This window comes from Cytobacillus depressus (assembly GCF_008923245.1).
Classification (GTDB): domain Bacteria; phylum Bacillota; class Bacilli; order Bacillales; family Cytobacillaceae; genus Cytobacillus; species Cytobacillus depressus.
Map to the genome: position 1 here is coordinate 652,881 of NZ_WBOS01000001.1, position 26,366 is coordinate 679,246.

At 37.2% G+C, this 26,366-nt stretch carries 21 protein-coding genes and 1 pseudogene; 1 reads left to right on the forward strand and 21 read right to left on the reverse strand.

Annotated elements, in window-relative coordinates:
- Positions 1 to 8: 8 nt before the first annotated feature.
- From F7731_RS03210 to F7731_RS03290, 17 genes and pseudogenes are all read right to left on the reverse strand, one after another.
- A complete protein-coding gene (locus F7731_RS03210) occupies positions 9 to 992 on the reverse strand; it encodes a branched-chain amino acid ABC transporter permease (RefSeq protein WP_151533318.1) in 984 nt (327 codons plus the stop codon).
- The gene (locus F7731_RS03215; RefSeq protein ID WP_151533319.1) at positions 992 to 1,855 is read right to left on the reverse strand and encodes a branched-chain amino acid ABC transporter permease; all 864 of its coding nucleotides are present in this window, start codon (positions 1,853 to 1,855) and stop codon (positions 992 to 994) included. The genes F7731_RS03210 and F7731_RS03215 overlap by 1 nt, the downstream gene beginning before the upstream one ends.
- A 64-nt stretch (positions 1,856 to 1,919) precedes the next feature.
- The gene (locus F7731_RS03220; RefSeq protein ID WP_151533320.1) at positions 1,920 to 2,708 is read right to left on the reverse strand and encodes an enoyl-CoA hydratase/isomerase family protein; all 789 of its coding nucleotides are present in this window, start codon (positions 2,706 to 2,708) and stop codon (positions 1,920 to 1,922) included.
- A gap of 54 nt (positions 2,709 to 2,762) precedes the next feature.
- A complete protein-coding gene (locus tag F7731_RS03225) occupies positions 2,763 to 3,824 on the reverse strand; it encodes a phosphotransferase family protein (protein WP_151533321.1) in 1,062 nt (353 codons plus the stop codon).
- Between the two features lie 26 nt (positions 3,825 to 3,850).
- On the reverse strand, positions 3,851 to 4,267 hold the full coding sequence (locus F7731_RS03230; RefSeq protein ID WP_151533322.1) for an acyl-CoA thioesterase: 417 nt from the start codon (positions 4,265 to 4,267) through the stop codon (positions 3,851 to 3,853).
- A 219-nt stretch (positions 4,268 to 4,486) separates the two neighbouring features.
- The gene (locus F7731_RS03235; protein WP_151533323.1) at positions 4,487 to 5,665 is read right to left on the reverse strand and encodes a thiolase family protein; all 1,179 of its coding nucleotides are present in this window, start codon (positions 5,663 to 5,665) and stop codon (positions 4,487 to 4,489) included.
- 36 nt (positions 5,666 to 5,701) lie between these two features.
- Positions 5,702 to 6,475 carry an SDR family oxidoreductase gene (locus F7731_RS03240; RefSeq protein WP_151533324.1) on the reverse strand — a complete coding sequence of 258 codons (774 nt, stop codon included), beginning with the start codon at positions 6,473 to 6,475 and terminating at the stop codon, positions 5,702 to 5,704.
- A 17-nt stretch (positions 6,476 to 6,492) separates the two neighbouring features.
- Positions 6,493 to 6,999, reverse strand: a pseudogene (locus F7731_RS03245) (acyl-CoA dehydrogenase family protein); the annotation flags it as partial.
- 45 nt (positions 7,000 to 7,044) lie between these two features.
- Positions 7,045 to 7,446 carry a MaoC/PaaZ C-terminal domain-containing protein gene (locus tag F7731_RS03250; RefSeq protein WP_151533325.1) on the reverse strand — a complete coding sequence of 134 codons (402 nt, stop codon included), beginning with the start codon at positions 7,444 to 7,446 and terminating at the stop codon, positions 7,045 to 7,047.
- A complete protein-coding gene (locus F7731_RS03255) occupies positions 7,443 to 7,892 on the reverse strand; it encodes a MaoC family dehydratase N-terminal domain-containing protein (RefSeq protein WP_151533326.1) in 450 nt (149 codons plus the stop codon). Before F7731_RS03255 ends, F7731_RS03250 begins: the two co-directional genes overlap by 4 nt.
- A 24-nt stretch (positions 7,893 to 7,916) precedes the next feature.
- On the reverse strand, positions 7,917 to 8,681 hold the full coding sequence (fabG, locus tag F7731_RS03260; RefSeq protein ID WP_151533327.1) for a 3-oxoacyl-ACP reductase FabG: 765 nt from the start codon (positions 8,679 to 8,681) through the stop codon (positions 7,917 to 7,919).
- An 84-nt stretch (positions 8,682 to 8,765) separates the two neighbouring features.
- Positions 8,766 to 9,944 (reverse strand): acyl-CoA dehydrogenase family protein, encoded by a 1,179-nt coding sequence (locus F7731_RS03265; protein WP_151533328.1) that lies wholly within the window; start codon positions 9,942 to 9,944, stop codon positions 8,766 to 8,768.
- A gap of 95 nt (positions 9,945 to 10,039) precedes the next feature.
- Positions 10,040 to 11,623, reverse strand: a complete 1,584-nt coding sequence (locus F7731_RS03270; protein ID WP_151533329.1) for a long-chain-fatty-acid--CoA ligase — start codon at positions 11,621 to 11,623, stop codon at positions 10,040 to 10,042.
- A 184-nt stretch (positions 11,624 to 11,807) separates the two neighbouring features.
- On the reverse strand, positions 11,808 to 13,421 hold the full coding sequence (locus tag F7731_RS03275; RefSeq protein WP_151533330.1) for a long-chain-fatty-acid--CoA ligase: 1,614 nt from the start codon (positions 13,419 to 13,421) through the stop codon (positions 11,808 to 11,810).
- Between the two features lie 662 nt (positions 13,422 to 14,083).
- The gene (locus F7731_RS03280; protein ID WP_151533331.1) at positions 14,084 to 14,887 is read right to left on the reverse strand and encodes an MBL fold metallo-hydrolase; all 804 of its coding nucleotides are present in this window, start codon (positions 14,885 to 14,887) and stop codon (positions 14,084 to 14,086) included.
- Between the two features lie 20 nt (positions 14,888 to 14,907).
- Entirely contained in the window at positions 14,908 to 15,843 is a 936-nt protein-coding gene (locus F7731_RS03285; RefSeq protein WP_151533332.1) for a ketopantoate reductase family protein, read from the reverse strand.
- Between the two features lie 12 nt (positions 15,844 to 15,855).
- Positions 15,856 to 17,547, reverse strand: coding sequence for a sigma-54 interaction domain-containing protein (locus F7731_RS03290; RefSeq protein ID WP_246197120.1), 1,692 nt, complete (start codon positions 17,545 to 17,547; stop codon positions 15,856 to 15,858).
- A 515-nt stretch (positions 17,548 to 18,062) separates the two neighbouring features.
- Between F7731_RS03290 and F7731_RS03295 the strand changes: the two genes are divergently transcribed.
- Positions 18,063 to 19,646 (forward strand): ABC transporter substrate-binding protein, encoded by a 1,584-nt coding sequence (locus tag F7731_RS03295; RefSeq protein ID WP_151533333.1) that lies wholly within the window; start codon positions 18,063 to 18,065, stop codon positions 19,644 to 19,646.
- Between the two features lie 248 nt (positions 19,647 to 19,894).
- Here the strand turns inward: F7731_RS03295 and F7731_RS03300 are convergent, their stop codons facing one another.
- The 4 genes from F7731_RS03300 to F7731_RS03315 form a co-directional block, all read right to left on the reverse strand.
- Positions 19,895 to 21,484, reverse strand: coding sequence for an N-acyl-D-amino-acid deacylase family protein (locus F7731_RS03300; RefSeq protein WP_151533334.1), 1,590 nt, complete (start codon positions 21,482 to 21,484; stop codon positions 19,895 to 19,897).
- 180 nt (positions 21,485 to 21,664) lie between these two features.
- Positions 21,665 to 23,227: an ABC transporter substrate-binding protein gene (locus F7731_RS03305; protein ID WP_151533335.1), complete on the reverse strand. Its 1,563-nt coding sequence runs from the start codon at positions 23,225 to 23,227 to the stop codon at positions 21,665 to 21,667.
- 41 nt (positions 23,228 to 23,268) lie between these two features.
- On the reverse strand, positions 23,269 to 24,780 hold the full coding sequence (locus F7731_RS03310; protein ID WP_151533336.1) for a M81 family metallopeptidase: 1,512 nt from the start codon (positions 24,778 to 24,780) through the stop codon (positions 23,269 to 23,271).
- A gap of 302 nt (positions 24,781 to 25,082) precedes the next feature.
- Positions 25,083 to 26,354 (reverse strand): metal-dependent hydrolase family protein, encoded by a 1,272-nt coding sequence (locus F7731_RS03315; protein WP_151533337.1) that lies wholly within the window; start codon positions 26,352 to 26,354, stop codon positions 25,083 to 25,085.
- Between the last annotated feature and the right edge of the window lie 12 nt (positions 26,355 to 26,366).

Here is a 26,366-nt window from a genome sequence, read left to right on the forward strand (position 1 = left end):
ATTTCCTCCTAGGCGGCTTTTTTATTTTTTTGCAATATCATCCTTTTTTCTTTCCTTATTGATTTCCAGTTACCAAAGAATCCTGCGATTCCCCGAGGAGAGAAAATAATAATGAGTGTAAGTATTGGACCAAAAAGCAGCATTCGGTATTCTTGTAAGAATTGGAGCTTTTGAGTAATAAACACAATTAACAATGTTCCGATTATCGGACCTGAAAGTGTACCGATCCCACCAACTATCAGGTATGCCAATAAATCAAACATAATTGCCGTGGAACTAATTTGGGGTCCAAGAAACCGTAAAAAACAAGCATATAGTGCCCCAGCTAATCCAGCAAAAAATGTTGATAATACAAATGAAACCAATTTGGTTCTTATCGTTGAAACTCCTATCGTTTGTGCTAATATTTCACTGTTTCGTACAGCAAGAAAAGTTCTTCCTGTTAAAGAATTGATTATTCTAAACATAACGAAAATGGTTAAGAGCAAAAAAAATAATACGAAATAATACTGTGATACTGGGGTTGAAAATGATATCGGACCAATATTAGCTGGTGAAGGAATTCCCATAAGACCACGGGGGCCTTCTGTTAAACGATCCCATTTATCAATGACTAAATATATGATATATCCAACACATAATGTATAGATGGCAAAGAAATGCTCCTTTGTCCGCAGGGCAATAATCCCTAGAAGGAAGCCAATCGCTGTTGTAATCATTGGAGCAAGAAGGAAGGCAGGCCAAAATCCAATCCCCGCTTTAACAGATAATAGTCCCATCGCATATGCTCCTATTGCAAAAAAACCAGCATGTGCAAAAGATAAGTAACCCGTATAACCAGCTATTAAATTTAACCCATACACAGCAATAATCCAAATAAAAGCTAATGTTATGACATAAATGTAATAGTTATTTTGGGTGATGAATGGAAATAGAATAGCTAGAACCATCAATCCCATTACAACATTTCTTTGATTGAAAAATGTTGCCATCAATACGCCCCCTTTGTGAACAACCCTTGAGGTTTGATCGATAAGATAATAATGAGCAGAACAAATGCAATAATATCTTTATAATCATTAGCGATATAGGTTGCCCCAAAACTTTCACTCATCCCTAAAATATATCCTGCAATAATGGCTCCGGGAATACTTCCCATTCCCCCAATAATAATGATGACAAAGGCTTTTAAAATAACCAGATGCCCCATACCTGGAAAAACAAGATTTAAAGGTGATGTCAGAGATGCAGCAATCGCCGCTAATGCTCCCGCGATAAAAAAGGTTAGCATCGCTACTTTATTCGCATTGATTCCAACTAAAAATGCTCCTTCACGATTTTGTGACATAGCAATGATGGATCGACCTAAAAACGTTTTCTTTAGGAAAAGATTTAACAAGATCATAATTGCGATCGCTGCGATAACAATAATAATCCGTTGCATAGTCAAGGTTAACCCTAATACATTTACTACTTGAGAATAGGGTGTTGGCATATGATGGTAGTCCGGTCCCCAAATTAATTGGGCTAACGATTCAAGAAACAAAAGTATTCCAATCGCGGCAACCATATTATTGATAGGTATTGTTCCTCTCAAAGGATGATATACAAATCTCTCCATTAAAATAGCTAATAATCCAACTACCAATACGGAAACGGCAATTGCAAGCAAGTAATGAAACCCAAAATGTGTCATAGTGGTTAATGTGATATAACCACCAACCATATATAATGCACCATGGGCAAAGTTAGGGATGTGTAAGATTCCATATACAAGGGTTAATCCTAGAGCAACTAAACTATAAACACTACCAACTGTTAAACCATTAAGAAGTTGTTGTACAAACAATACCATTCTCCCCTTTCAATTCTGATATCTCACCCTCCAATTAATAGAAACCTTTCATTTTTCTCGCCTTTTATTTGCCATTAAAATTAGGTAACCGCTTCTCCCTAAACGCCTGAATCCCTTCATGATGATCTTCTGTCGTTATCATTGTTGCTTGTGTAATACGTTCCTGTTCAAGAATTTCATGTAAAGTTGAAGTAAGAGATTGATTCGCAAGCTTTTTAATGAACCCATATGATATGGAAGGACCTGAAGCAAGTTTTATAGCATATTCACTTACCCTCTCACGAAATTCGTCTTTTGAATAAATATGATTCACTATACCTATGGAATGCGCCTTTTCGACTGTAATAGGTTCTGCACTAAAAAATAGCTCTTTTGCACGGTAAGGTCCTATTAATCTAGGAAGAAAGTATAGTCCACCACCATCCGATATTAAACCGACTTTCGAGAAACTTAGAATAAACTGACTTTCTTCAGCAGCTAATATAATGTCGCTAGCTAATGCAAGATTAAATCCTGCACCTGCTGCATAACCATGTACAGCAGCAATAATCGGTTTTTCCAACTCATTCATTGCTAATATTAATTCATTTAAATGGCCAAGATGTTCATAAGTTCCTAATGATGTTCCCTTTCCCATTCTTCTAACATCTCCACCAGCACTAAAAGCACGTCCTGCCCCTGAAATAGTTACCACTCGTATCGTTTCATCATTTTTCGCCCTATTTATTGCATCTTTTAAGCCTGATATCATTTCAGGACTAAACGCGTTTAAACGATCTGGTCGATTCAGAATAAGATTCATTACACCTGCATTATTTTCAACCAACAAATGATCATTTTCTTGATTTTGCATTTGCCTCACTCCTATTATTTTGATTAATTAATATCTAGAATGTGTCCAAATGACTTACATTTTTTTGCTTGCCGTCTCTAATGAGTATTGGATTAGATTTCTGACATACACATTTAAATTTTCAAACCTTTCATCTTCTGTTTGCCCTTTTTTCCAGCGGAAGTAAATTTGTTGACAAATAACTGCTAGCTTAAAGTAAGCAAATGTAAGATAAAAATGCATATTCGAAACGTCTCTACCACTCTTTCTTGAATACGTTTCCATCAATTCATTTTTCGTCATAAATCCGGGATATGAGCTTATCGGTTTCTTATCATCGATGCTTCTTTGTAAAAATTCCGATTCCTTATCTTCAGTCCAGTAAGCCATGGCAACACCTAAATCCGCTAGCGGATCTCCTACTGTCGTCATTTCCCAATCGAATACTCCAACTACTTCGTTCAAATTCTCATTGAACATCGTATTATTTAATTTAAAATCATAATGAATAATTGTTGGATCTGGAGAAACCGGAATATGGTTAACCATCCATGTTTTCAATTGTTCAATTCCTTCAATTTCGTCTGTTTGTGCCCTTTCATACCTATTAATCCATCCGTATACTTGCCTTTCCATAAACCCTTTTGGTTTTGTTATATCTTTTAACTTTGTTTTCGTATAATCAATCTGATGTAACTTTACTAATGTATCCACCATTTTTTCAGAAATTTGTCTGCATAACTTTTTTGATGCTGGAACTTCATCAGGGAACTTCGTATCGAGAACGATGCCACGCTTTCTTTCCATAATATAAAAAGGTCTACCAATAATATTTTCATCCGCAAAAACATAAGGTTTTGGTGCTACAGGGAAATGGGGATGAATCTCTTTTAATATTGTAAATTCCCGCTGCATGCCGTGAGCTTTAGGTGCAACTGGACCAAGCGGCGGACGTCTAAGCACAGCCTCCCAAGTTCCTATTTGTAATTGGTAGGTTAAATTTGATTTCCCCGCACTAAACTGCTTCACATGTAAAGAATCATTAGGTAAATCCTTAATATGTTTTCTTAAAAATGATTCTATTGTTTGTAGATCAAGTTCCTCCCCTTTTCGAACAGGAATTGTATCGGAAAACATATACCCCCTCCTATTTTTGTGAATTTTCAGTATTTTACAGGCGTAACGAAATGGTTTTCAAGCCTTAAACGTAAAGCCTTTGGTATAGGTATGGTCCTATGTTCTGTGTAGTTATAACAAACATTCGTAGCATCCGCTTTTGCAATGGTTATTCCGGAATCTGCCGCTGTAATCGTATGTCTTACTGTAAAGCTTTTCGTCCCTATTTTAATAACATTCGTAGAAACTATTAATGTTTGATCAGCGTATGCTTGATTTATATAATCACATGTAATAGATGCTAGAATAAAGCTACAATCAGAATTTCTTTCTAGATTGATTGCTTTAAAAAGTTTAGTCCGAGCTTCTTCAAAATATAAAAAATAACTCGTATTATTGATATGACCATGTGCATCTGTTTCGCTAAATCTTACATAGATTTCTATTTCATGGGGAGTTTTCATCAAATCCCTCCCTTATTCCATTTTAAAAAGTGGCTATTTTCGTATATTTTATTGCTCCTCGGAGCACAGCTCCTGCGGGGGCTCACCTGTCCCGCTATTCCCGCAGGAGTCTCACACCTTCCGTTCCAATCAACGTGTTTATCAACAGTTTGCGTTTTCAAAACTTATTTCAAAAACAACAATCTTTTAAAAAACAGCCTAGAAAATAAATGGAGTCGTCTAATTATGACTCTCTCTTTCAATAATCGTTGCAATTCCTTGCCCGCCACCAATACATGCAGAAATAAGCGCGTATTTTCCATCTGATCTCTTTAATTCATGCACGGCTTTAGTTACAAGAATGGCTCCTGTAGCACCTAAAGGATGACCATGTGCAATGGCTCCACCGTTGACATTTAACTTTTCCATATCCATGTGTAATTCGCGATCACACGCAATTACTTGTGCAGCAAATGCTTCATTTAGTTCGATCATATCCATTTGCTCTAAGCTAAGACCGGATTTTTCGATCACCTTTTTGATTGCTGGAACCGGTCCAATTCCCATAATATTCGGATCCACCCCCGCAACTGCTGCTGCATGGATGGTTGCTAATGGGGCTAGCCCCAATTCTTCTGCTTTTTCTCTTGCCATGATAACAAGTGCAGAGGCAGCATCATTTAAACCCGAGCTGTTTCCTGCTGTTACCGTTCCACCTTCTAGGAAAGCTGGTTGTAATTTCGCTAATGCTTCTATTGTAGTTTGCGGACGAGGGTGCTCATCTTTCTTAAATAAAATGGGATCCCCTTTTCGAACAGGAATACTTATAGGTACAATTTGTTCAGTAAAACGCCCCTCCTCCAATGCTCTTGCCATACGTTGCTGACTACGAAGCGCAAATTCATCCTGCTCTTCCCTTGAAATATGATATTTACTAACTAAATTTTCCGCGGTTATCCCCATTGGAGGATTACCGATTTCTTTTGGTGAGAGTTGTGACTTTCTAAATGTCGGAAGTGTAGGACTGTATGCTTTTTCCGCACGATCCATCAAATAGGGTGCACGGCTCATACTTTCTGTTCCACCGGCTACATATATATCTCCGGCACCAGATTGAATCGATTGTGCTGCAAGGATTACTGCATTTATTCCTGAACCGCACTGGCGATCAATCGTAAGTCCTGGTAAAGATAATGATAATCCTGTTTGTAAAGCTGTTAATCGAGCAATATTTCCCCCACCACTTAAAACATTTCCAAATATGATATCATCGATTGATTCCGGATCAATATTTGCCTGCTTTATCGCTTCTTTTATCACTTCGGCTCCAAAAACATGTGCAGGAACAGTCGCCAAAGCCCCTCCTTGCCTTGCTATAGGTGTACGTACAGCTGATATAATGACAGCATCTCTTTTCATCGATTGATCTACTCCTGTCTATTAAATATTTATCAATTACATCGCATTTGTACCGCCATCAACTACGATCGTTTCACCAGTTACAAAATCTGAAGCAGAGGAAGCAAGGAATAAAGCAACCCCCTTTAAATCATTATTTGTACCAAATTTACGAAGTGGTGTCCTTTCAAGCATTTTATCCCCACCTTTTTCGATCAAAACGCTAGACATTTTGGTTGGAAAAAAACCTGGTGCAATCGCGTTAACGTAAATTCCACGTGGGCCCCATTTCACTGCTAAATCTTTAGTAAAAGTAATGACACCGCCTTTACTTGTGTTATAACCAATTGCATCCATGTACTCCGGGTTTGAACCTTTTAAGCCCGCTACAGAGGCAATATTAATGATTTTTCCATATTTTTGTTTCGTCATTTCTTTGCCAACTGCTTGTGACATTAAAAATGTTCCAACGACATTTACATTAAGTACTTTTTGAAAAGCCTCGAGCGGCATTTCATCAACTGGAGCTCCCCATGAAGCACCACTATTATTGACAAGAATATCGATTTTTCCAAATCTCTCTACTGTCTTATCAACTACATATTGAATATCATCACAATTGGTTATATCACACTTGAATGCGAGGGACTGAACTCCCAGTCGTTGTAATCTTTCACTAACTTCCCTACAATTCTCATCTTTTCTTGAACAAACAACAACGTTTGCACCCGCCTCCGCCAAGCCTTCAGCTATCTGTTCACCAAGTCCTCGACCACCACCCGTTACAATTGCAGTTCGACCAGATAGATCAAATAGCTCTTTTACGTGCATATACGAACACCACCAATTTACCTATATTTTTTTAATTCTTGCCTAGCAACCGTTCTCCGATGAACTTCATCAGGTCCATCTGCCAACCGTAAAGCACGAATCTTTGCCCAACTTGATGCCAGTGGGAAATCTTCACTGACACCGGCAGCTCCCATTGCCTGAATGGCTCGATCTATAACCTTCAAAGCCAAATTAGGAGCAACTACTTTAATCATTGCAATTTCCGCTTTCGCCTCTTTATTTCCGACAGTGTCCATCATATATGCTGCCTTAAGTGTAAGAAGTCGCGCTTGTTCAATCTCTATACGTGAATTAGCGATCCATTCTTGAATAACCCCTTGCTCCGCTAGTACCTTTCCAAAGGTCTCCCGTTCTTGAACTCGCTTACATAAAATTTCCAATGCTCTTTCGGCTGCCCCGATCGTTCTCATACAATGATGAATTCTTCCAGGACCTAATCTACCTTGGGCAATTTCAAATCCCCAGCCTTCTCCTAAAAGGATATTGTCGGCTGGGACTCTAACAACAGCCAAAGGGAAAAAAGCTCAACTACATAGACTTTTCTTGGATTAATGCGGAGAAAATCGAATGATTCCGTTAATCACTTCGTTCTCATTTTGGTTAACAGCCTTCACATCGAAATCTAAGCATTGTTCAGTCTCTCCCTTGAAAACTGCTTTAAGAGTAATGACATCACCGAGAAATACCATTCCTGAAAACCGAATCTTATAATCTTGTATAAATCCCTCTTCGTAATATGGTGTAAAAAGCTTGGCCAGGTTTCCCATCGTCCACATCCCATGAGCAATAATGCCAGGTAATCCAGCTTTTGTGGCTTCTTCATCAATCGTATGAATGGGATTAAAATCACCTGATGCCCCTGCATATTTAATCAAATCTAGTCTGGATACGGGGTCCAGCTTAACTTCATCCAGTGATTCGCCTGTCGCCAATTGAACTAATCTTTTCATATAAGCATCGCCTTCCTTACAGCTTCTGTAATAATGATCGTAGCCTGTTCTGTGAAAATAATTTTCCCTTGGGCATCTTCACCATATCTTTTTATTTTTAACAATCCCATTAACCCACTAGATCCTTTTTTCTCAAAGTAATCCTTGACCTCTGTATAACAATAAACTTCCTCACCAACCAATAATGGTCTTTCATAATGATAGATTTGTTCCCCATGGATCAATCCTTTGATCGGAAGCTCTAATCCTTCAATCCCACCATAATCAAATACACGCGGAAAAGTCGGAGGCGCAATATTTTTGCCGTATCGAGACTGTTTGCCAAATTCCTCATCTATGAAAATAGTATTTAGATCACCTATTGACTCGGCAAAACGTTTAACTAATAATCGATCAACAATATTTTTTACTTTGTTGGATCGTTTACCAATCATATCCTTATACATAGTGGACAACTCCTTTTAGAGAAATTAATCTTTTGGACCTCCTGCAACATAAATGACCTGACCATTGACAAATGATGATTTCTCATCTGCAAAAAAGGCGACCGTATTCGCAATATCAGCTGGTTTACCACTTCTGCCTACCGGAATTTTACTCACACTTAGATGAACTAATTCTTCAAATGGAATTCCTATTCTTTCAGCTGTTGCTTTTGTCATTTCCGTTTCAATAAACCCTGGTGCAACAGCATTGCTCGTAATCCCATATTTCCCAAGCTCAATAGCAAGTGTTTTCGTAAAACCTTGTAAGCCTGCTTTAGCGGTTGCATAATTTGCTTGCCCTCGGTTTCCTAGTGCAGATGTCGATGAAATGTTGATAATTCGGCCGTACTTTTGCTCGACCATATGCTTTTGAGCTGCACGTGCAGCATTAAATGATCCTTTTAAGTGAACATCTATCACTTGCTGCCAGTCACTATCTGTCATTTTGAATAGCAGATTATCACGAATAACTCCGGCGTTATTAACTAGAATATCTAGTCTGCCAAATTTACTGACCACATCCTCTATTGCACCTTCAATTTCTTCTCCATTTACAACATTTGCTCGTTTGGCAATAATTTCATACCCTTTTTCCTTAAATTCTTCAGTTGTCTCACTTAATGCTTCTTCATTAATATCAATTATCGCTACTTTTGCTCCTTCTTCTGCAAATAATTGAACAATTCCTTTCCCTATTCCACGACTACCACCGGTAACAAAAGCTACTCTTCCTTCGAATCTTCCTGGCATGAATTTCTCCCCCTAGATATTAAGATTTAGCCCTTAATTAAATATCACTAAAAAGGAACAAACTTTACGAAAACATCCTAAGCTTTAAATAAATTGTCCTAATTTCACATGACCTTTTAATAGATTTCTAGAGATGATCATTCGTTGAATTTCATCTGTCCCATCATAAATCCTCCATAATCTTGCTTCACGATACCAACGTTCAATTGGTAATTCCCTTGTATAACCCATCCCTCCATGAATTTGAAGGACACGGTCAACTACTTTGTTCCCCATATTTGCCCCATATAATTTTGCGATGGATGCTAAATGTCGGTTATCTTCCCCTTGGTCGAGCGTAAAAGCAGCATTTAATACAAGCCATCTTGCTGCTTCAATTTCAACTGCCGCATCTGCAATCGGCCACTGAATGGCCTGCCTTTCAGCAATCGGTTTACCAAATGTTTCACGTTCTTTAGAATAATCAATAGCCATTTGTAGCAAGCGCTCGGCCGCACCAACAGCACGTGCACCGACAATCCATCTTGCAAACCCAATCCATTCTAGACCTAGATTATACCCACCATGTAATTCACCTAATATATTTTCTTCTGGAACACTTACATTATCGAAAACTAAACTAGCTGGTCCCCATTCTCCCATCGTATGAATATATTCTGATTTCCAGCCCATATCACGATCAACAATGAAACAAGTAACGCCCTCTCTTCCCCGAGTTTCTTGATGTAATTCTTTATCTGTGATAGCAATAACCATAACGAAATCCGCTTCATTTCCACCTGTTATGAATGTCTTTTCACCATTTAATATCCATTCATTTCCACGCTTTACTGCTTTCATTTTTATATTTCTTGTATCAGAACCTGCTCCAGGCTCTGTCATTGCGAAACAAGACTTTTTCTCACCGTTTATTGTAGGAATTAAATATTTTTCCTTCTGTTCTTCATTCGCATAATAAAGAATATTATCCGCTGATCCACCAAATTTAAATGGAACAAATGTTTTAGCCACTTCGATACTAACTATCGCTTGCATCACTTGACCAAGGTCTGCCCCACCGTATTCTGCAGGTGTATTAATTCCCCAAAATCCAGCTTTTTTTGCTTTTAATTGCAGTTCTTCCTGAATATCTATTGATAAACTTGGTTTTCCTTCTCGTTCATTGCGAAGTACTTCATTTTCAAGCGGTATTAATTCCTTTTCGACAAACTTCCGGATGGTTTCCTGGACCATTTTTTGTTCTTCTGTCAATCGCAAGTACATGTAACCCTCTCCTTTTTTATGTGAAATGGAAAATATAATATATCTTCGTATAGATTGTTGTTAATAACCCGCAGCCTTAATATAAGATCAATAATTTATAAATGCAGTTGTTCTTTTAACATTCTTTTTGAGATTTTCCCAACCGCTGTTTTGGGCAATTCTGATACAAATTCAATAAAACGCGGTACTTTATAGGCGGCTAATCTTTCACGGCAAAACTGAATGAGCTCTTCTTCAGAAAGTTGCTCATTTCCCTTAAGTACTACAACAGCTTTTACTGTTTCACTACGATATTGATCGGGTACACCTATAACAGCTGCCTCAAACACTTTCGGATGAGTGTAGATAACATCTTCAACTTCAATTGGATAAACATTGTATCCACTAGCAATAATCATTTCTTTTTTTCTACCTACAATATAAAAGAATCCATCCTCATCCATTTTTGCTAGATCACCTGTATAAAGCCAACCATCACGTAATACTTGTTTGGTTTCTTCAGGCATCTTCCAATAACCCTTCATAATTTGCGGACCACTTACTACTAATTCGCCCACCTCACCAATGGGTAAAGTCTTATCTCCTGTTAGCAAATCGACGATTTTAGCATCTGTATTTGGGATTGGAATACCAATGCTTCCCGGTTTTTGAAGTCCTTTAATTGGATTCCGGTGAGTTACTGGCGACGCTTCAGATAACCCAAATCCTTCTGCCACTTTTGTTCCACTCGTTTCATTAAACTGATTGAGAACTTCTATAGGTAGTGGGGCAGAACCACTTGTACAAGTTCTTAAGCAACTTAGATTAAATGGATTTTCTTTATAATAATTTAGTAGAGCAATATACATCGTTGGCACACCCGGAAAAATAGTCGGTTTCGTTTGTGCAATGACTTTGACGGTCTGTTCGACCTCAAATCGGGGAACTAAAATTACATTTCCCCCAATATAAAAAGTAAGGTTCATACAACTGGTCATCCCATAAACATGGAATAATGGGGAAATGGTCAATACTCGTTCGTATCCTAGCTTCGTTCGACATTGCGAAGTCCCGTAACTCTGCAGGATATTAGCAACTAGGTTATAATGCGTTAACATCGCTCCCTTCGAGCGTCCGGTCGTCCCACCAGTATATTGAAGGACGGCTATATCTTCTTTCGGGTTAATTGAAACATTAGGCATCGGTAATCCATGATCCTTAAGAAGATCATTAAATTTGCAACCGCTTTCAAAAGATACCGGAATGATAGTCGTTAAAAAAGTACTCCCCTTTATCTCTTCTACTGCAGGTAATAGTTGATCGAGTACAATTAATACTTCTGCCTCTGAATCATTTATGACATGCAATAGTTCATTGGATTTATACATAGGATTGATTTGTACGACAGTTGCTCCACAAATCAGTGCAGCATAATAGCTAATGGGATATTGTGGACAGTTAGGTAACATTAAAGCTACTCGATCCCCTTTATTAACTCCCAAATTAAACAATGAGCGAGCTACATTTTTGATCATACTATCAAGTTGTTTATAGCTATAGGTATCGTTAAAAAAAGTAATGGCTGTGTGATTAGAATATTTATGGACCGATTCCGCAAATAGTTGTGGGACTGAAATTACAGGGATGTCAATTTCTTTTGGATTTCCTTCGGGAACATGTTTTAGCCAAGGTCTAGCCATTTAATTTTCATACCTCCCATCCTGTTCTTTATTTCTATAAAAATATGATTTTTCTTAAGAGCTTAGTGGTTTTACAACGCTGATTGGAGCCTATACAGGAATTGGTACTGTTGTACAGAACTCGGAAGTGAAGAGATTCATTGTCTAGTTATGTGATGAATAATGGAAGAACGCTGTGCCGACTCTAGCTTCCAGCATCGTCTAGTTTTTCTTGTTCTTTCTTAACCAAAATACGTTTTAATATTTTTCCAACTGTATTTCTTGGCAATGCCTCAATAATTTCGAACTGTTTTGGTACTTTATATGGCGTTAAATTACGATAACAAAAACCTTTTAATTCTTCAAAGTCAATTAAAGCTCCTTCTTTCGGAACAATGTAAGCCTTTACAATTTCTCCTTCTTGGTGTGGAACCCCTATTACAGCACATTCTTTTATATCCGGATGTTCATATAAAATGTTTTCAACTTCCTGCGGATAAACATTAAAGCCTCCGTTAATGATTAGCTCCTTTTTCCTTCCTACGATATAAAAATAGCCATCCTCGTCCTGCTTCGCTAAGTCTCCGGTATATAACCAGCCATTTCTTAAGGTTTTATTTGTTTCCTCTTCATTTTTCCAATACCCCTTCATAATTTGCGGCCCTTTAATAATCAGTTCACCGACTGATCCGACGGGAAGCTCTAAGTCCTTCACATCAACAATTTTGCAATCTGTATTTGGAAGTGGGATCCCTATACTGCCTATTTTCCGAATGCCACTTGGTGGATTTCGATGGGTAGTTGGTGATGCCTCAGATAACCCAAAGCCCTCCCCTATTTCAGCTCCTGTAATGTTTTCAAATTTTCGAATCACTTCAATCGGAATAGGTGCAGATCCGCTAGTGCAAAATTTCAGGCTATTAAGACTATATTTTTTTACACTTTTATGATTAACAAAGGCGTTGTACATTCTAGGAACACCAGGGAAAAAAGTTGGTTGATATTGTTTAATAAGCTCTAGCACTTCAGTTACTTCGAATTTTTTTATTAATAAAATCGTTGCCCCAATATAGACTCCTAGATTCATCCCGCTAGTCATTGCATACACATGGTAGAGCGGAGTAGCGATCAAAATGATTTCCTTCCCAAACTCCATATTTTCCCCATACATCGTGTGACTCTGAGATACATTTGCCACAAGATTAAAATGGGTTAACATCGCCCCTTTCATCACCCCAGAGGTTCCACCAGTATATTGAATGACAGCGACATCTTCTTTCACATCAATAGGGACTTCTGCTTCAAGCGGTTTAGAATTTTCAGCAAGCATATTTACTGAGTAATGTTTTTTATTTGTAGAATCGATAACAAAAATATGAGTAAACGTTTGCATTTCATTAATCTTATAAACTTTATCAATATTTTCTTCTTCCACCACTATATACTTCATATTAGAATCATTAACGATTTGCAGAAATTCTCGTTCGGTATATCGTGGGTTGATTTGAACTACAATTAATCCCAATCTTATTGCAGCGTAATAAGAAACAATATAAAAGGGGTGATTTGATACGATTAATCCAATTCTTTCTCCCTTTTTCAGCCCTAATTCATTCCAAGCTCCTGCTAAACGATCTACTTTGTTTTTTAATTTTTTATAGGAGATTTGGGTATCATCTTGTATAATGGCCATTCGGTTCCCAAATTGTTCGGCTGACTTCTCCAAGAGAGAATATAATGGCACTTCTGGTATGTCTAATTCTTTTTTTACTTTAGGTGGATAGGCTTTGTACCATCTACGTTCTTTCAAGCTTTTCAATACAACACCCCCTTAAAAACTTGCCCTAAAATGAATTTTTTTCACTAACTAACTATGTTGCAATAATCGTGCCAACTTATGTTATTTGATTCAAAAAAGAGGATGGAGTATTGGTATCATTGATAATTTGTTTTTTTAAGTGCTATTTACTTATTAAAATATACACAAAATAAATTCCGAAAATTCAATTAATAGATTCAAAACTGAATCACGATAGATTGAAAATTCAATTATTTATTTTCTTCATGCGCCTACTGATTGAATAAAGAACTTAATATTTATAATTCAAATTTGAATCGTTTATTTCATTTTTGAAGAACAAAAGCGGAAGCGCTCATCGACGTACTTCCTTTCGGGACTTCGACTATGATAAAGGATTCACGATAAGCCAAAGGCGAATCGATGTTGACTTATCGTAGGGAGAAGTCCTGAAGTACGCTAGTCGATAGGCGCTGGAGCTAGACGTTGACCTCAGTAATAGGAAAGTTATCTACATGCGAATATTTTACAGATTCCTAATCGAATAAAAAACCAAAAATATGGATAGATAAATATTATCTAACCTATTTTTGGTCTTTTATTGAAAAAAATATTTTATATGGTTGATCATATGATAGGTACCAGAATCACTCACTATGTATTGACGATTCTGGTTGGGAAATTTATTTTTCAATATAAGAAACAATGGAGGAAACGATATGTAAAGAATCCCACTCTCCGTTGGATACTTCTACAATTGAGTACTTTTTCGGGAATAACCTTTTATCAATTTCAATGATTGAAAGTCCTTCCCTATACAAGCTTTCCACTTCCCCATATATGTACTCCAATTCATTCATTTTCTGCCTCAACATATTTTTTCCATCCCGGATATACCCTGTATGGGAACAAAACATAGTTCCAAAGTCATAAAAAAGTAGCGTTCTTATCGAATTCATAATTACAGGAATTGATTCGCTACGCATAATCACCTTTGTCTTTGGAGTAACAAATAAATCACCAGAAAATAACCTGCCTGTTTCTTCATGAAAAAGAGAGATATGATCATCCGCATGGCCTGGTGTATATATTATTTTCCATTCGTGCGTTCTAGACTTTATCCTATCTCCAAGTGGGGATGCTATAAATTCATCTCGTGCTCCCCAAGTCATTTGACGATATTTTGGATAGGGATGTTTTTGAGCACATATGTTGATTCCCTTCGGATGAACATAAATGGGAATATTTCTTTTTTCTTGTATCCATGGAGCAGTTCCTGAATGGTCCTCGTGGCTATGGGTTAGTGTAACCAGGTCAAACGAATGATCTTCATAAAATGGAATAAGTTCCTTTTCAAGGTTTTTCGATCCCGTATCAATTAACATACCGTCCACTAAAAATAGATATACCGTTCTTTCGTTTCGGCCAGATCTTCTAATCGTTCCCTCTACACAAGTAACGTTATCTTTCTCATCGACCTTGATCATTATCTGTGGTTACTCCCCTTTCAAAGCCTTATTAATCTATCTGTTTGGGGTTTTTCATTCATAAAATGTAAAATACTATAAGCTGTCTGTAGTGTTGGCACTTCGACTTTTAGTTCGATAGCTTTTCTTACGATAACTCCACACATGGATTCTACTTCCATGCTTTTTCCTTTTAATCGGTCCTGTAACATAGACGTTTGATGATCCCTTGCAAATTCAGCATTGGCAAAAATAGTGGAGAACGTTTTATCTTTGTCTAAAAACATTCCAACCTTACTTGCTACTTCTATCGCTTCTTTGCATATCGATTCCGCTGTTCCTCGTAAATTTTTGTCATCTAAGATTTCTCCAACTTTTGCCGTTGTAATCGCTGATAACGGATTAAAAGTTACATTCCAAAGTAATTTATTCCATTTTTTCCCAAGTATATTCGATGTATGCATTGTATTAATTCCAGCTTGCTGAAATGTTTTTACAATAATTGAACAAGCTTCGTTCGTAAGGTGATCAAGTTCCCCGATAACCATTTTCACTCTGCCATGCTGACAAACCTTTCCTGGTTCCTCTATGGAGGCTTGTACATAGGTTGCGCAAGATAGGATACGTTTGGAACCAAACACTTCACATAGTAGCTCTTCATTATCAATACCATTTTGTAAAGTCAAAATAAGTGTATCTTTTTTTACAAGCGGCAATAATTCCCTTGCCATCTCTTTCGTATCATGTGACTTCACACAAAATAAGATTAGTTCTGATTCTAATAAATCATTTAGATTTTCAGTGAATGTGCCTCTAATATGTAGTACTTCATCTTCTTTTTTAACAAATAACCCTTGCTTTTTCATTGCATCAAGATGATTTCCTCTAGCTAAAAAAGTTACTTGGTGACCAGCTTCTTGTAGGAGTGCACCAAAAAAGCATCCCAACGCTCCCGCACCAGCAATACCAATTTTCATGAGAACATCCCCTCATTTATTTTTTATATCGATCTCATATTTTTTTAATTTTCTAACTATAGTTGGTTGACTTGTGCCCAATGCTTGGGCGATCTCATACGTGTTTCCATACTTTCCGGCTGCCAAAGTAATGATTTTCTTCTCCGCCATTTCCACCGCCTCTTTTAAAGATCCAATTGAGTCAACCGTTGTGTGATTATATTGCCGGTATTCTGACGGAAGGTCATCGATATTAATTAAATCATCACGTGTTGTGACAGCTAGTCTTTCTATTAAGTTAGAAAGCTCTCGAATATTTCCATACCAGTCGTAAGATAAGAAAAATTGATTAAGGTCGTAATCTAGTTCTTTCGATAATTGGTACTTTTCATTCACTTTATTTAGAAATAACTGAATTAATGGGAAAATATCTTCACGCCGTTCTCTTAGAGGAGGGATTTCTATTGGTATCACATTTAATCGATAATATAAATCGTTTCGAAATTCACCCTTTTCTACCATTTTATACAGATTATTATTTGTAGCAGCTATTATTCTAACATCTATTTTACTTGGCTTGACTCCGCCTACTCGTTGAATTTCTCCTTCCTGTAAGACCCTTAGTAATTTCACTTGTAAACTTAGAGTCAATTCTCCGATTTCATCCAAAAAGAGAATACCTTTATTAGCTAGTTCAAACATCCCTGGTTTTCCTTGACGATTTGCCCCAGTAAATGCCCCACTTTCATAACCAAATAGTTCGGATTCAAGTAGATCAGGTGGAATAGCACCACAATTTACTTTAATAAATTCTCCTTCTTTCGATCTGCTACTATTTGCAAAAATGTAATTTGCTAATACGTCTTTTCCAACACCCGTTTCCCCTAAAATTAGGACGGTTGCATCAATATTTGCAATCCTCTCTGTCGTATCATAAATCATTTTCATTTGTTTACTTTTGGTAATAATCCCCTTTAGTTGATCTGGTTTGTTTTTTAAACGATCAATTTCCTTTTTATATTTGTCATTAAGTTGATTCACCTTATTTAGTTCCGCTTCAAGTTCATTTAAATTAGATAAATCTCTAATATTTGTTACAATCTTTTCAATCTCTCCATTCTCATCATATACAGGGCTACCTGTAAGAAGCGTTTCATTTCCAGAATAATTTTTTTGAACGACAGACACTGTCCGTGAATATTTTAAAACCTTATTCGTTACGGAATTTTTTAGAATCCCTCTTTTCATGAGATCGTTTACATTTTTTCCTATATAATATTCTTTCGGTATATTCGTTATTCGTTCAATCGCAGAATTAGTTTTTAAGGTTACTCCATTCCTATCGGTAATATAAATCCCGTCATACGAATTATCTATAATTGCATCTAATTCCCGATTTAAATTTTTGAGTTTTTTATTCTCCCTTTTTAATATAGATAATTCGGATGTTTCGACTCCAAGTAGCAATCTGTCTTCTGTGTTTAGAAAGGATCTCTCTATGAATACGAAATCCTTTTTATGATCAAAATTAGCAAGTATCAATTCAGAGTGGAGATTATGCTCCCAAACAGAAAAGGTATCTGTGACGTTCATTCCAATGTTTATTTCATTTTCTAAGATGTATTTCATTAAATGATTATATAAAATAATCGTATTATCAGGATCTAGAACAATAGCCGGAAAAGGAAGTTCATCAAGCACTATTTTATCACTCGTTTTATTCATTCTTTTATCCCTCCTAGTATTGCTAATTAAAACAACTCCCTTTAACTCTTATTAATATCAATCATTTATATATTTTCATAAAATTCATAATTGTTTATCCTTATCCCACGATTACTATTATACATAAAAACAAATGAAAATGATCATATCTTCCGCAAATCGAAAAATATTAACATTTATTTTCTAGGTTGTCTTCACATAGTTTGTTGCTATTAGCCCCGCAGCCCATTAAGGATTAGGTAATTAGAAGTTTGGTCTTTTTGTTTAAAAAACTTTTGATAGATTTCTATATTTTTAGAGGTATTCCACCCGAATTTATAGAATATTCCTACAACAGGAAGAGGTTATCTTATCTCAAATCTTATTTATTTTGATGGGCCACGTATTGACATTACTATAGAAACGGAGGGTATTAAATCATTAAGGAAGTAAATCGGTAGTTATGCCGACAATCAACAAAAATAGCATGACATAAGAAAATTATTATCTTTCTTGAAAAAGGGAGGACAGTACGTATGAGGTCAAAGAAGTTTAGATACTTATTGTTATTGTTAACATTTAGCATTGCTCTTATTGGTTGCACGTCTGATAAGAGTGTTTCCGATTCATCTCATGTTGAAAATAAAGGGGCTGTTAATAAAAAAGGAGGGGAACTAAACTTCGCCTATCATGCTCAACCAGCCACACTAGATCCACATTTCACGACAGCCGATGCAACGAGAGACATCGCCCACCATATTTTTGAACCCCTACTCACACTCGATACCAGCTTAGAAATTCAACCGATGTTGGCTGAGACCTTTGAGGTAAGTGAGGATAGAAAGACGATTACATTCCATCTTAGACAAAATATTAAATTCCATAATGGACAGGAATTGACTGCTGACGATGTCGTAGCTTCTATGAACAGGTGGCAGGAAAAGTCATCTCAAGCGAAAATTTATTTGGAAGGGACAACATATGAAGCTATAGACCCGCATACGGTTGCTGCCCATTTTGTAAACCCTACCTCATTAGATTTATTTGTTTTAGCCGATATGACACAGTTCGCTGCAATTATGCCACAATCCATCGTTGAAAAGGCGGGTTCCGACGAAATCACTGAATATATTGGTACAGGGCCGTATCAATTCAAAGAATGGAGACAAGATCACTCTATCCATTTGAGCAGGTTCGATGATTATCAGTCCCGCAGTGAAAAAGCAGACGGTTTAGCAGGACAAAAGAACGCCTATGTCGATGATATCTATTTCCATTTGATAAAGGATCCTTCTATCCGTGTAGCTGGTCTCCAATCGGGGGAATATCACATTGCTAGTGATATCTCTCCGGATAATGCCCAGACAATGTTAAACAATAATAATATTAAGAATGCCATTGATGCTAGTGCTTTTACAACGATGGTTTTTAATAAAAAAGCAGGTGTTTTTGCTAATCAAAAAATTCGGCAAGCCGCAAATGCAGCTATTAATGTAGAGGATATGTTAACTTCAGCCTATGTCAGTGATGAATTTTATCTTAAGGATCACGCGCTCGTAAAGAAAGAACAAACGGGATGGTACACAGATGTCGGCGGTGATGTGTATAACACATATGATCCCGAGTTAGCCAAACAGTTGTTAGCTGAAGCTGGATATAATGGGGAAGAAGTTGTGATTCTAACGTCCAGAGAGTATACAAACTACTATAATATGTCTGTCGTTGTTCAGCAACAGTTGGAAGCTGTAGGAATGAATGTTAAGTTAGCGGTGTCAGACTGGGCAACAGTACTTGCCAATCGTGAAGATGAGAATAAATTTGATATATTTTTCACTAGCTTTACAGTCAGACCCATCCCTATTCAGTATCTTTTCTTGAACCCTGAGTGGTTAGGGTGGACAGATAGTGAAGAAATTAAAAGTGTAGTCAACGACATTCTCTATGCGGAATCCATAGAAGAAGCTCAGAAGTTTTCACCAGAACTTCACCGTGCGTTCTGGGACTACCTTCCAATCATTAAGCCTGGTAATAACACTTTGATTACATCTATGCGTAAAGATGTCGATGGCTTTCAATTCATCTCAAATCCTATTTTGTGGAATGTCTCTTTGAATGAATAATACTAAGGAATCTTCTAATGATAAATAGAAAACATCTACATCCAAAGTTGAGTTATTAGTGTAAATTGGATTGGAACCCAATTCTTAAAAAGGAAAAGGGGCTATCCGATAAGTCCTTAAAATAAAGCAGGCCCCAATTGTTAGACACAATCTGATAATTGGGGTTAAGTTTTTCATGACTAATAATACTACGTCAAGAAAATAGACACAGATTTTCTTGACGTAGTATAAAAGCTTCTAATTTATCATCACTTTTCTGATGTTCTTTTTATTACTTGTCCAAATAAAGAGTCTAGACATTCCCCTTTTTCAACACAAATAGCACCATTTACGAGTACATACTCTATGCCTTCTGGTTCTAATAATGGATTTTCAAAAGTAGCTGTATCATTTATTTTTTCAGGGTTAAATACTACAATATCTGCCCAAAATTGTTCTCTAATTAATCCTCTATCTTTTAATCTCAGAAGTTGTGCTGCTGCCCCAGTCATATGGTGTATCGCCTCTTCAAGTGAAAGAATATTTAATTCTCGCACATAGCGTCCTAGAATACGAGGCTGGGTTCCAGATAACCTAGGATGAGGCTTGCCTCCAAAGATGCTATCTGATCCAACGATATGGTATGGGCTTCGCATAGATGAAATAATATCTTCTTCCAAGCCCCAATGAATCACCATCGTCACATTGCCTTCAGCCTTCTGAAGAAGATCCAATGCCAAGTCATCCGGGGGATGATTAAACACTTCTGCTATTTCTTTTACGCTCTTTCCTTCAAATCGTTTAAACTCAGTAACATCGATAGAGGAGATAACAATATTCTCCCATCCACAATTAAACACCCAATTTTCATAACTTAAATCGTTTTGAAAATCATTTTTTATTTTTTGTCTATCGTCCTCATCCCTAAGACGCTTAAGCATCTTTTCTGTTCCACCATCATGAACCCAAGGTGGAAGAATAGCGGAAAAAACGGTTGATGCTGCTGTATAAGGGTACTGATCAAACGTTATTTCAACCCCTTCCCTTCTTAATTCTTCGATTTTTTCCATAACATCCTTATATAATTTTCTATTTCGAAGACCAATAACTTTTAAGTGAGAAATATGTAGCCTAACGCCTGATTTGATGGCGACTTCATGCATTTCATTGAGTGCTGCTAGAATGTGATTGCTTTCATTTCTCATATGAACGACAAAACACCCATCATATGTAGCGACTCCCTTACAGATTTCTACTAGCTCTTCAGTTGCACAAAAACTATTCGGCGGATAAACAAGTCCTGTTGAAAATCCAACTGCCCCTTCTCTCATTCCTTGTTCTACAAGCAGTCTCATTGCTTTTCGTTCCTCTTCTGTTGCTTCCCTTTTATCAAAACCCATGACTAGCGTGCGAATATTTCCATGAGGTACAAGGTAGGCAGTATTTGTCCAAGCTTTTAAGGTTTGCAGATGATCAAGATAACTTTCAATGGAATCCCATGGCCAATCTCCAATATCACCATTTAACCCTTTTAATTGAGCCTGCCATAGTGGCTTTGTCGCATCTGAAACTGGGGCTACAGAAATTCCATCCTGACCTAGTAATTCCGTTGTCACACCTTGTTTAATTTTTATGGCATGTACCTCGGGCTTTTTCCACATTAAATCAGAATGAACATGAGTGTCAATGAATCCAGGACTGACGGCGAGTCCAGTTGCGTCAATTACTTTTTCAGCTTCCTCTGAAATATTTTTTTGCAAATTGACAATCTTTCCGTTCTTGATACCGATATCCAGCTTGGTGTATGGATTTCTTGTTCCATCAAATACTTTTCCATTTTTTATTAATATATCTAGCATATGTAACTCCCCTTATCAGTTATTAGTCTATTGATTTCCGCTATGGGTACTCGCCTTCCGCGGGCGAGCCGGGAGCCTCCTCGTCGCTAATGGTCCTGTGGGGGCTCCCCTAGACACGCTGTTCCCGCTCCTTCGCCTTCAATCAACAAGGTACAAAAAATCTACCGCTTACTCTTACACTTACTCTGATTTCGATGTGTTCCATAGCATCATTCCGTCAAGAAAAGTCATGCCTTCTACTTTTTTGGATATACCATAAAAAAGATAGTAATCGCCAAACTTAGAAATTGGTAGATAGTCATACATTCTATCCTGAAGGTTATCCCATGCTTGCTTAGCCTCCTCTTTTGAAGTAGAAGAGTTAATCTCCTCCATTTGCTTTGTGATTTCTTCATCATTTGTCCAACCAGGCCATTTTGACCCTAAATAAAGAATTTGCGGTGGTGTCATTACCTTAGGGAAAGCAGTAATAAATGCGTCATATTCAGTTGGCTTAGCTCTAAGATCAATAAGGGTTGCCCAATCGATTACATCCAGCTTTACACTTACTCCAATTTTATCCAATTGTTCTTTAATAACGACTGCGGAATTGTACATCCAATCATAATCGCGAGTAGTTAAAATTCTTATTTCCTCGCCGTTGTAGCCAGCTTCATTTAATAATTTTTTTGCTAATTCTGTATCATTTATGTTATATCGATCTTTTCCAGCTTCGCTATACCACTCCTTCTGCTCTATTACCATATGGCCATGGTCAAGCCTGAAAAACTTTTCATTTGAGTATGCGGCTAGCATAATACTTTCCATATCAAGGGCTGCGTTAACTGCCTGTCTCATCTTTGCATTAGCAAAAATGCGATCCTCTTTGTTATAAATCAAACCTACTGGCCCCATTAAATCAATTTCGGTTTTAATATTTTTATCATTATTCAACATATCATAGTTATCAGGAGGAAGTGCTATTCCGATATCATATTGACCAGTCTGCACTCCTGACACACGTATTGAATTATCCGTAATAATATGAAAAAAGATATCGTCGACTAAAGCTTCTTTTTTACCTGAAAGACCATCCGCTGGTAAATCAACAGGGATATAATCTTCGTACTTCGTAAAATGGATATATTGATCTTGTTTCCATTCAACAAATTTAAATGGACCCGTTCCTATATATTCAGTTGCTCCAGCTACATCAGCCGTTTCAGCAATTTCCTTAGGCATGATTACCGCCATTTGGCCCACATCTGCCAGTAAAGTAATAGCACCATATACACGCTTAGGCAGATTCATTGTGACTGTGTATTCGTCAACTTGTTCAAAAGCAGCCTCTGGAATGACAGCCTGCGCTTTTGTAGAAATTTCTTTCCACTTATTAAGAGATGCGACAACGTCCTCTGCTTTCATTTCTTTCTCATTATGGAATTTAACGCCCTTGCGCAGATGGAAGGTATAGGTTTTTCCATCCTCGCTTTCATCTACTGTCTCAGCAAGCATAGGAACAATTTGATAGGAAGAGTTAAGAGCAACAAGCTGTTCGTAAATATTACGAGAGACTTCTGAAACAATTGTAGCAGTCGTTACTTGAGCGTCTAACGTAGAGGGCTGAGTATTAATAGCAACATGAAGTTCCCCTCCAGTTTTATTTTTAGTTTCAGATGGTTCAGATTGCTTAGTTGTCTCTGTTTTAGAGCTACACCCAGTAATTACAAATAGACAAATGAGAAGCAATAACCATTTTTTCAATTGTTTTTCCCCCTTTATATAAATTAATTGTTACAGTTCCTTTACGAAGTCTTATTTGTACAGTAATTAAAATATTCAGAATAACTTTGGTGCATCATATCATCAATCGGGTATCTTGGTCTTTGGATCTTTTTATATTTGAAACTATTTAAGTTAAGTGTACTTAATCCAGGTGAATCTACCGTGATGATCTTTTTAGCAATAGATTCATAAACTGCTCTAAAATGTTGGCTTGACTTTATACCGACGATCGGAACCTCACTTACAGCAATTCCATGAAGAAGGAAGAGCTGTTCATCAAAGACTTGATTTCGAAGACATCCGACAATAATATCAAGTCCGCCAACCTGAATCCGAACTGTCCTTCCTAGATTCACAACCTTCCCTTTCCACATAGGGGATGATTGAATATAGATACCATCTGTCAGTGTTTTAATGTATCCTTTAATAAAAACTGGTTCACCATGAAATTGATCTGTTTTTCCGCCAAGATATGCTTCGATATGTGTGCCGACCCCTTGTTTATGAGCAAGCTCTACAACTTCAGGATCGTATATTAATCCAATGCAAGCTTTTTTTAGCTTTGCATTAAGCATCGCTCTTAGTAATCGAGTTCCATCACACGGTGTGCCAGCACCAGGGTTATCTGATGTTTCATTTATTACAACTGGGCACATATTTAACTTCTGAGCTCTCTCAATACCTTCCTCCGGTGTAGGTCTTTTTGGAAAAAACTGTTCCCTTTTCTCCCACACAAATGAAGAAACAGATTTCGCTGTTATTTCCGCTAATTCTCTGTTATCATCTGTGATACATAAGACGGAAACTCCTGCAAAAGGTACATCTGTATACGGAAATCCATGGAAAAAAGTACAATCAAGTATTCCTAGCTGATTTTCTTTTTCATTGCAAAATTCATTAATATTTTTTACTGGTGATAGGTTTGAAGTGGAAGTAGGAATCATCAACGGAAGCTGTTCTAAATGCATTGTAGGAATGATTTCCTTTTTGACAAGTTGATAGGCACGATTAATTGCCTCAAACCCTTTCTCATAGGAGTCTGTATGGGGATATAGCTTTACACCTAACAAAAGATCCGCTGTTTTTACCATTTTTCGCGTCATGTTTCCATGGAGATCAAGAGTTGCAACAATGGGAATTCCCGAGCCGACTATCTCCCGAATAAATTGGAGAAAGTCTCCTTCTAAGTCATCAATCCCCTCAACAACTCCCGCTCCATGAAGTGCTAGACATACAGCATCAAGCTCCTGTATTCTTGATAAATTTCTTTGAAAATGACTTTTAATCGTTTCGTATGTTTCGTTTGTAATAATTCCAGATGGAAGTGCGCCGGCGCAGAAAGTAGGAATAACTTCTATTTGTAGTTGTGATGCACCGTCAATCATACCTCCTAAGTAATCCTTCACACCCTTATGATTTTCTATGAGAATGGTTTCATCTTCCCATTCCCATTTTTTAAAAGTATCCTCTGTTGTCGTGATGTTGGAAAATGTGTTTGTCTCATGAGATAGCTGACCAATGGCAATTTTCAATTAAGATACCTCCTAATATTTTTTGAAGTGAATGTATTTTTACTCTTTTAAATGAAATATATGTCGTGGCTTATCTCTTGACTGAGGTGCTTCCTTGCCAATCACAATAATTGCATTCGATTTTTGAAGCAGTCCAAATATCCTTTGTATACTCTAATTAGGGAGCAGTTCAATTTTTAAGTATTTTTGTCAAATTAGTTTAAGCTAGCAAAAATAGATTCATATAATAAAAAACAGCGAAAAAAGTTAAATTCAACCTTCTCCGCTATTTTTTTCATTTATTTCAATGCAAGCTTTTGCTGTTATACAGCGGCAACAGTTACCTTCACGGCTCTTAAATCCTTTACTATTTTTCCATCCTTCATTACCGTAACGATGTTATCAGTATTTTCAAGAACTTTAATATTCTCAATAGGATTATCATTAACAATGATTATGTCGGCAAATTTCCCTGCTTCGAGTGTACCTATTTGATCTTCCCAACCCATGCATTCTGCAGCAGTTTTCGTTGATGCGACAATTGTTTCCATCGGTGACATACCGATTTCACACATTAAATTTAATTCCCGGAGATTAATGCCATGTTTGAAGACACCTGCGTCTGTGCCCATCGCAATTTTCACGCCTGCTTTATATGCTTTTTCAATACTTGCTTTATGTGTATCAATGACTTCACGCGCTTTTTTTACCGCATATTCTGGCATATTGCCATGTTCCGCTGCTGATTCAAGAACTCCAATTGGAGCAAGCAATGTTGGGACGAGGTAAGTACCATGCTTTAACATTAACTCGATTACCTCATCGTCAAGGTAAATACCATGTTCAATTGAATGAATTCCTGCTTTTATAGCATTTTTAATTCCTTCTGAACCTTGGGCGTGTGCCATTACTTTTTTGCCGCGATGATAATTTGCTTCATCTACAATAATAGACAATTCTTCTGGTGAAAACTGTGTATATTCCGGATGGTCCGTTGGGCTCATTACTCCTCCAGTTGCATGGACTTTAATGATGTCTGCCCCTGCTCGTAACATTTGGCGAACCTTCTTCCTTACTTCTTCTGGGCCATCACAAAGCCCACTTGGTGATCCCGGGTATTCAGGTTTTGTTAAATCGATTCCAGACAATGTCCAGGAGTCGCCATGTCCTCCTGTCGTTGTTAATGCGTCAATCGAAATTTGCATACGCGGTCCAAGCACCATCCCTGACTCCACTGCTTGTTTAATACCTGCATCCGTACCACCCGCATCACGTACAGTAGTAATTCCGGCATTAATTGTTGCTTTCATATAATCTAGTGTTTTATAAAAGCGGAGTGAGAATGGGCTGCTAGTTTTATCTTCAAGGCCAGCTAATTGGAAAGTAAGATGTACATGTGTATCAATTAATCCAGGTAGAATATATCCTCCGTTAGCATCCATAGTTATTATTTCAGCATCTGAAGGCAATTCTAGATTATTTTTTTTCCCGACTGCTTGAATAATGTTATTTTTTATTAGTACTGCCGCTTCCTTAATTGGTTCTCCGCCAAATCCATCAATTAATGTTCCATTTTCAATTAACACATATGCCATGTTTTTTCCCTC

What these genes read in the sequence shown, in the direction of transcription:
- F7731_RS03265 (WP_151533328.1), bottom strand. Translation starts at nt 9,944, where the DNA reads ATGTACTTGCGATTGACAGAAGAACAAAAAATGGTCCAGGAAACCATC.
- F7731_RS03300 (WP_151533334.1), bottom strand. Translation starts at nt 21,484, where the DNA reads ATGCTAGATATATTAATAAAAAATGGAAAAGTATTTGATGGAACAAGA.
- F7731_RS03285 (WP_151533332.1), bottom strand. Translation starts at nt 15,843, where the DNA reads ATGAAAATTGGTATTGCTGGTGCGGGAGCGTTGGGATGCTTTTTTGGT.
- fabG (WP_151533327.1), bottom strand. Translation starts at nt 8,681, where the DNA reads ATGCCAGGAAGATTCGAAGGAAGAGTAGCTTTTGTTACCGGTGGTAGT.
- F7731_RS03290 (WP_246197120.1), bottom strand. Translation starts at nt 17,547, where the DNA reads ATGAATAAAACGAGTGATAAAATAGTGCTTGATGAACTTCCTTTTCCG.
- F7731_RS03280 (WP_151533331.1), bottom strand. Translation starts at nt 14,887, where the DNA reads ATGATCAAGGTCGATGAGAAAGATAACGTTACTTGTGTAGAGGGAACG.
- F7731_RS03295 (WP_151533333.1), top strand. Translation starts at nt 18,063, where the DNA reads ATGAGGTCAAAGAAGTTTAGATACTTATTGTTATTGTTAACATTTAGC.
- F7731_RS03230 (WP_151533322.1), bottom strand. Translation starts at nt 4,267, where the DNA reads ATGAAAACTCCCCATGAAATAGAAATCTATGTAAGATTTAGCGAAACA.
- F7731_RS03215 (WP_151533319.1), bottom strand. Translation starts at nt 1,855, where the DNA reads ATGGTATTGTTTGTACAACAACTTCTTAATGGTTTAACAGTTGGTAGT.
- F7731_RS03250 (WP_151533325.1), bottom strand. Translation starts at nt 7,446, where the DNA reads ATGAAAAGATTAGTTCAATTGGCGACAGGCGAATCACTGGATGAAGTT.
- F7731_RS03210 (WP_151533318.1), bottom strand. Translation starts at nt 992, where the DNA reads ATGGCAACATTTTTCAATCAAAGAAATGTTGTAATGGGATTGATGGTT.
- F7731_RS03225 (WP_151533321.1), bottom strand. Translation starts at nt 3,824, where the DNA reads ATGTTTTCCGATACAATTCCTGTTCGAAAAGGGGAGGAACTTGATCTA.
- F7731_RS03270 (WP_151533329.1), bottom strand. Translation starts at nt 11,623, where the DNA reads ATGGCTAGACCTTGGCTAAAACATGTTCCCGAAGGAAATCCAAAAGAA.
- F7731_RS03240 (WP_151533324.1), bottom strand. Translation starts at nt 6,475, where the DNA reads ATGCACGTAAAAGAGCTATTTGATCTATCTGGTCGAACTGCAATTGTA.
- F7731_RS03235 (WP_151533323.1), bottom strand. Translation starts at nt 5,665, where the DNA reads ATGAAAAGAGATGCTGTCATTATATCAGCTGTACGTACACCTATAGCA.
- F7731_RS03220 (WP_151533320.1), bottom strand. Translation starts at nt 2,708, where the DNA reads ATGCAAAATCAAGAAAATGATCATTTGTTGGTTGAAAATAATGCAGGT.
- F7731_RS03255 (WP_151533326.1), bottom strand. Translation starts at nt 7,892, where the DNA reads ATGTATAAGGATATGATTGGTAAACGATCCAACAAAGTAAAAAATATT.
- F7731_RS03315 (WP_151533337.1), bottom strand. Translation starts at nt 26,354, where the DNA reads ATGGCATATGTGTTAATTGAAAATGGAACATTAATTGATGGATTTGGC.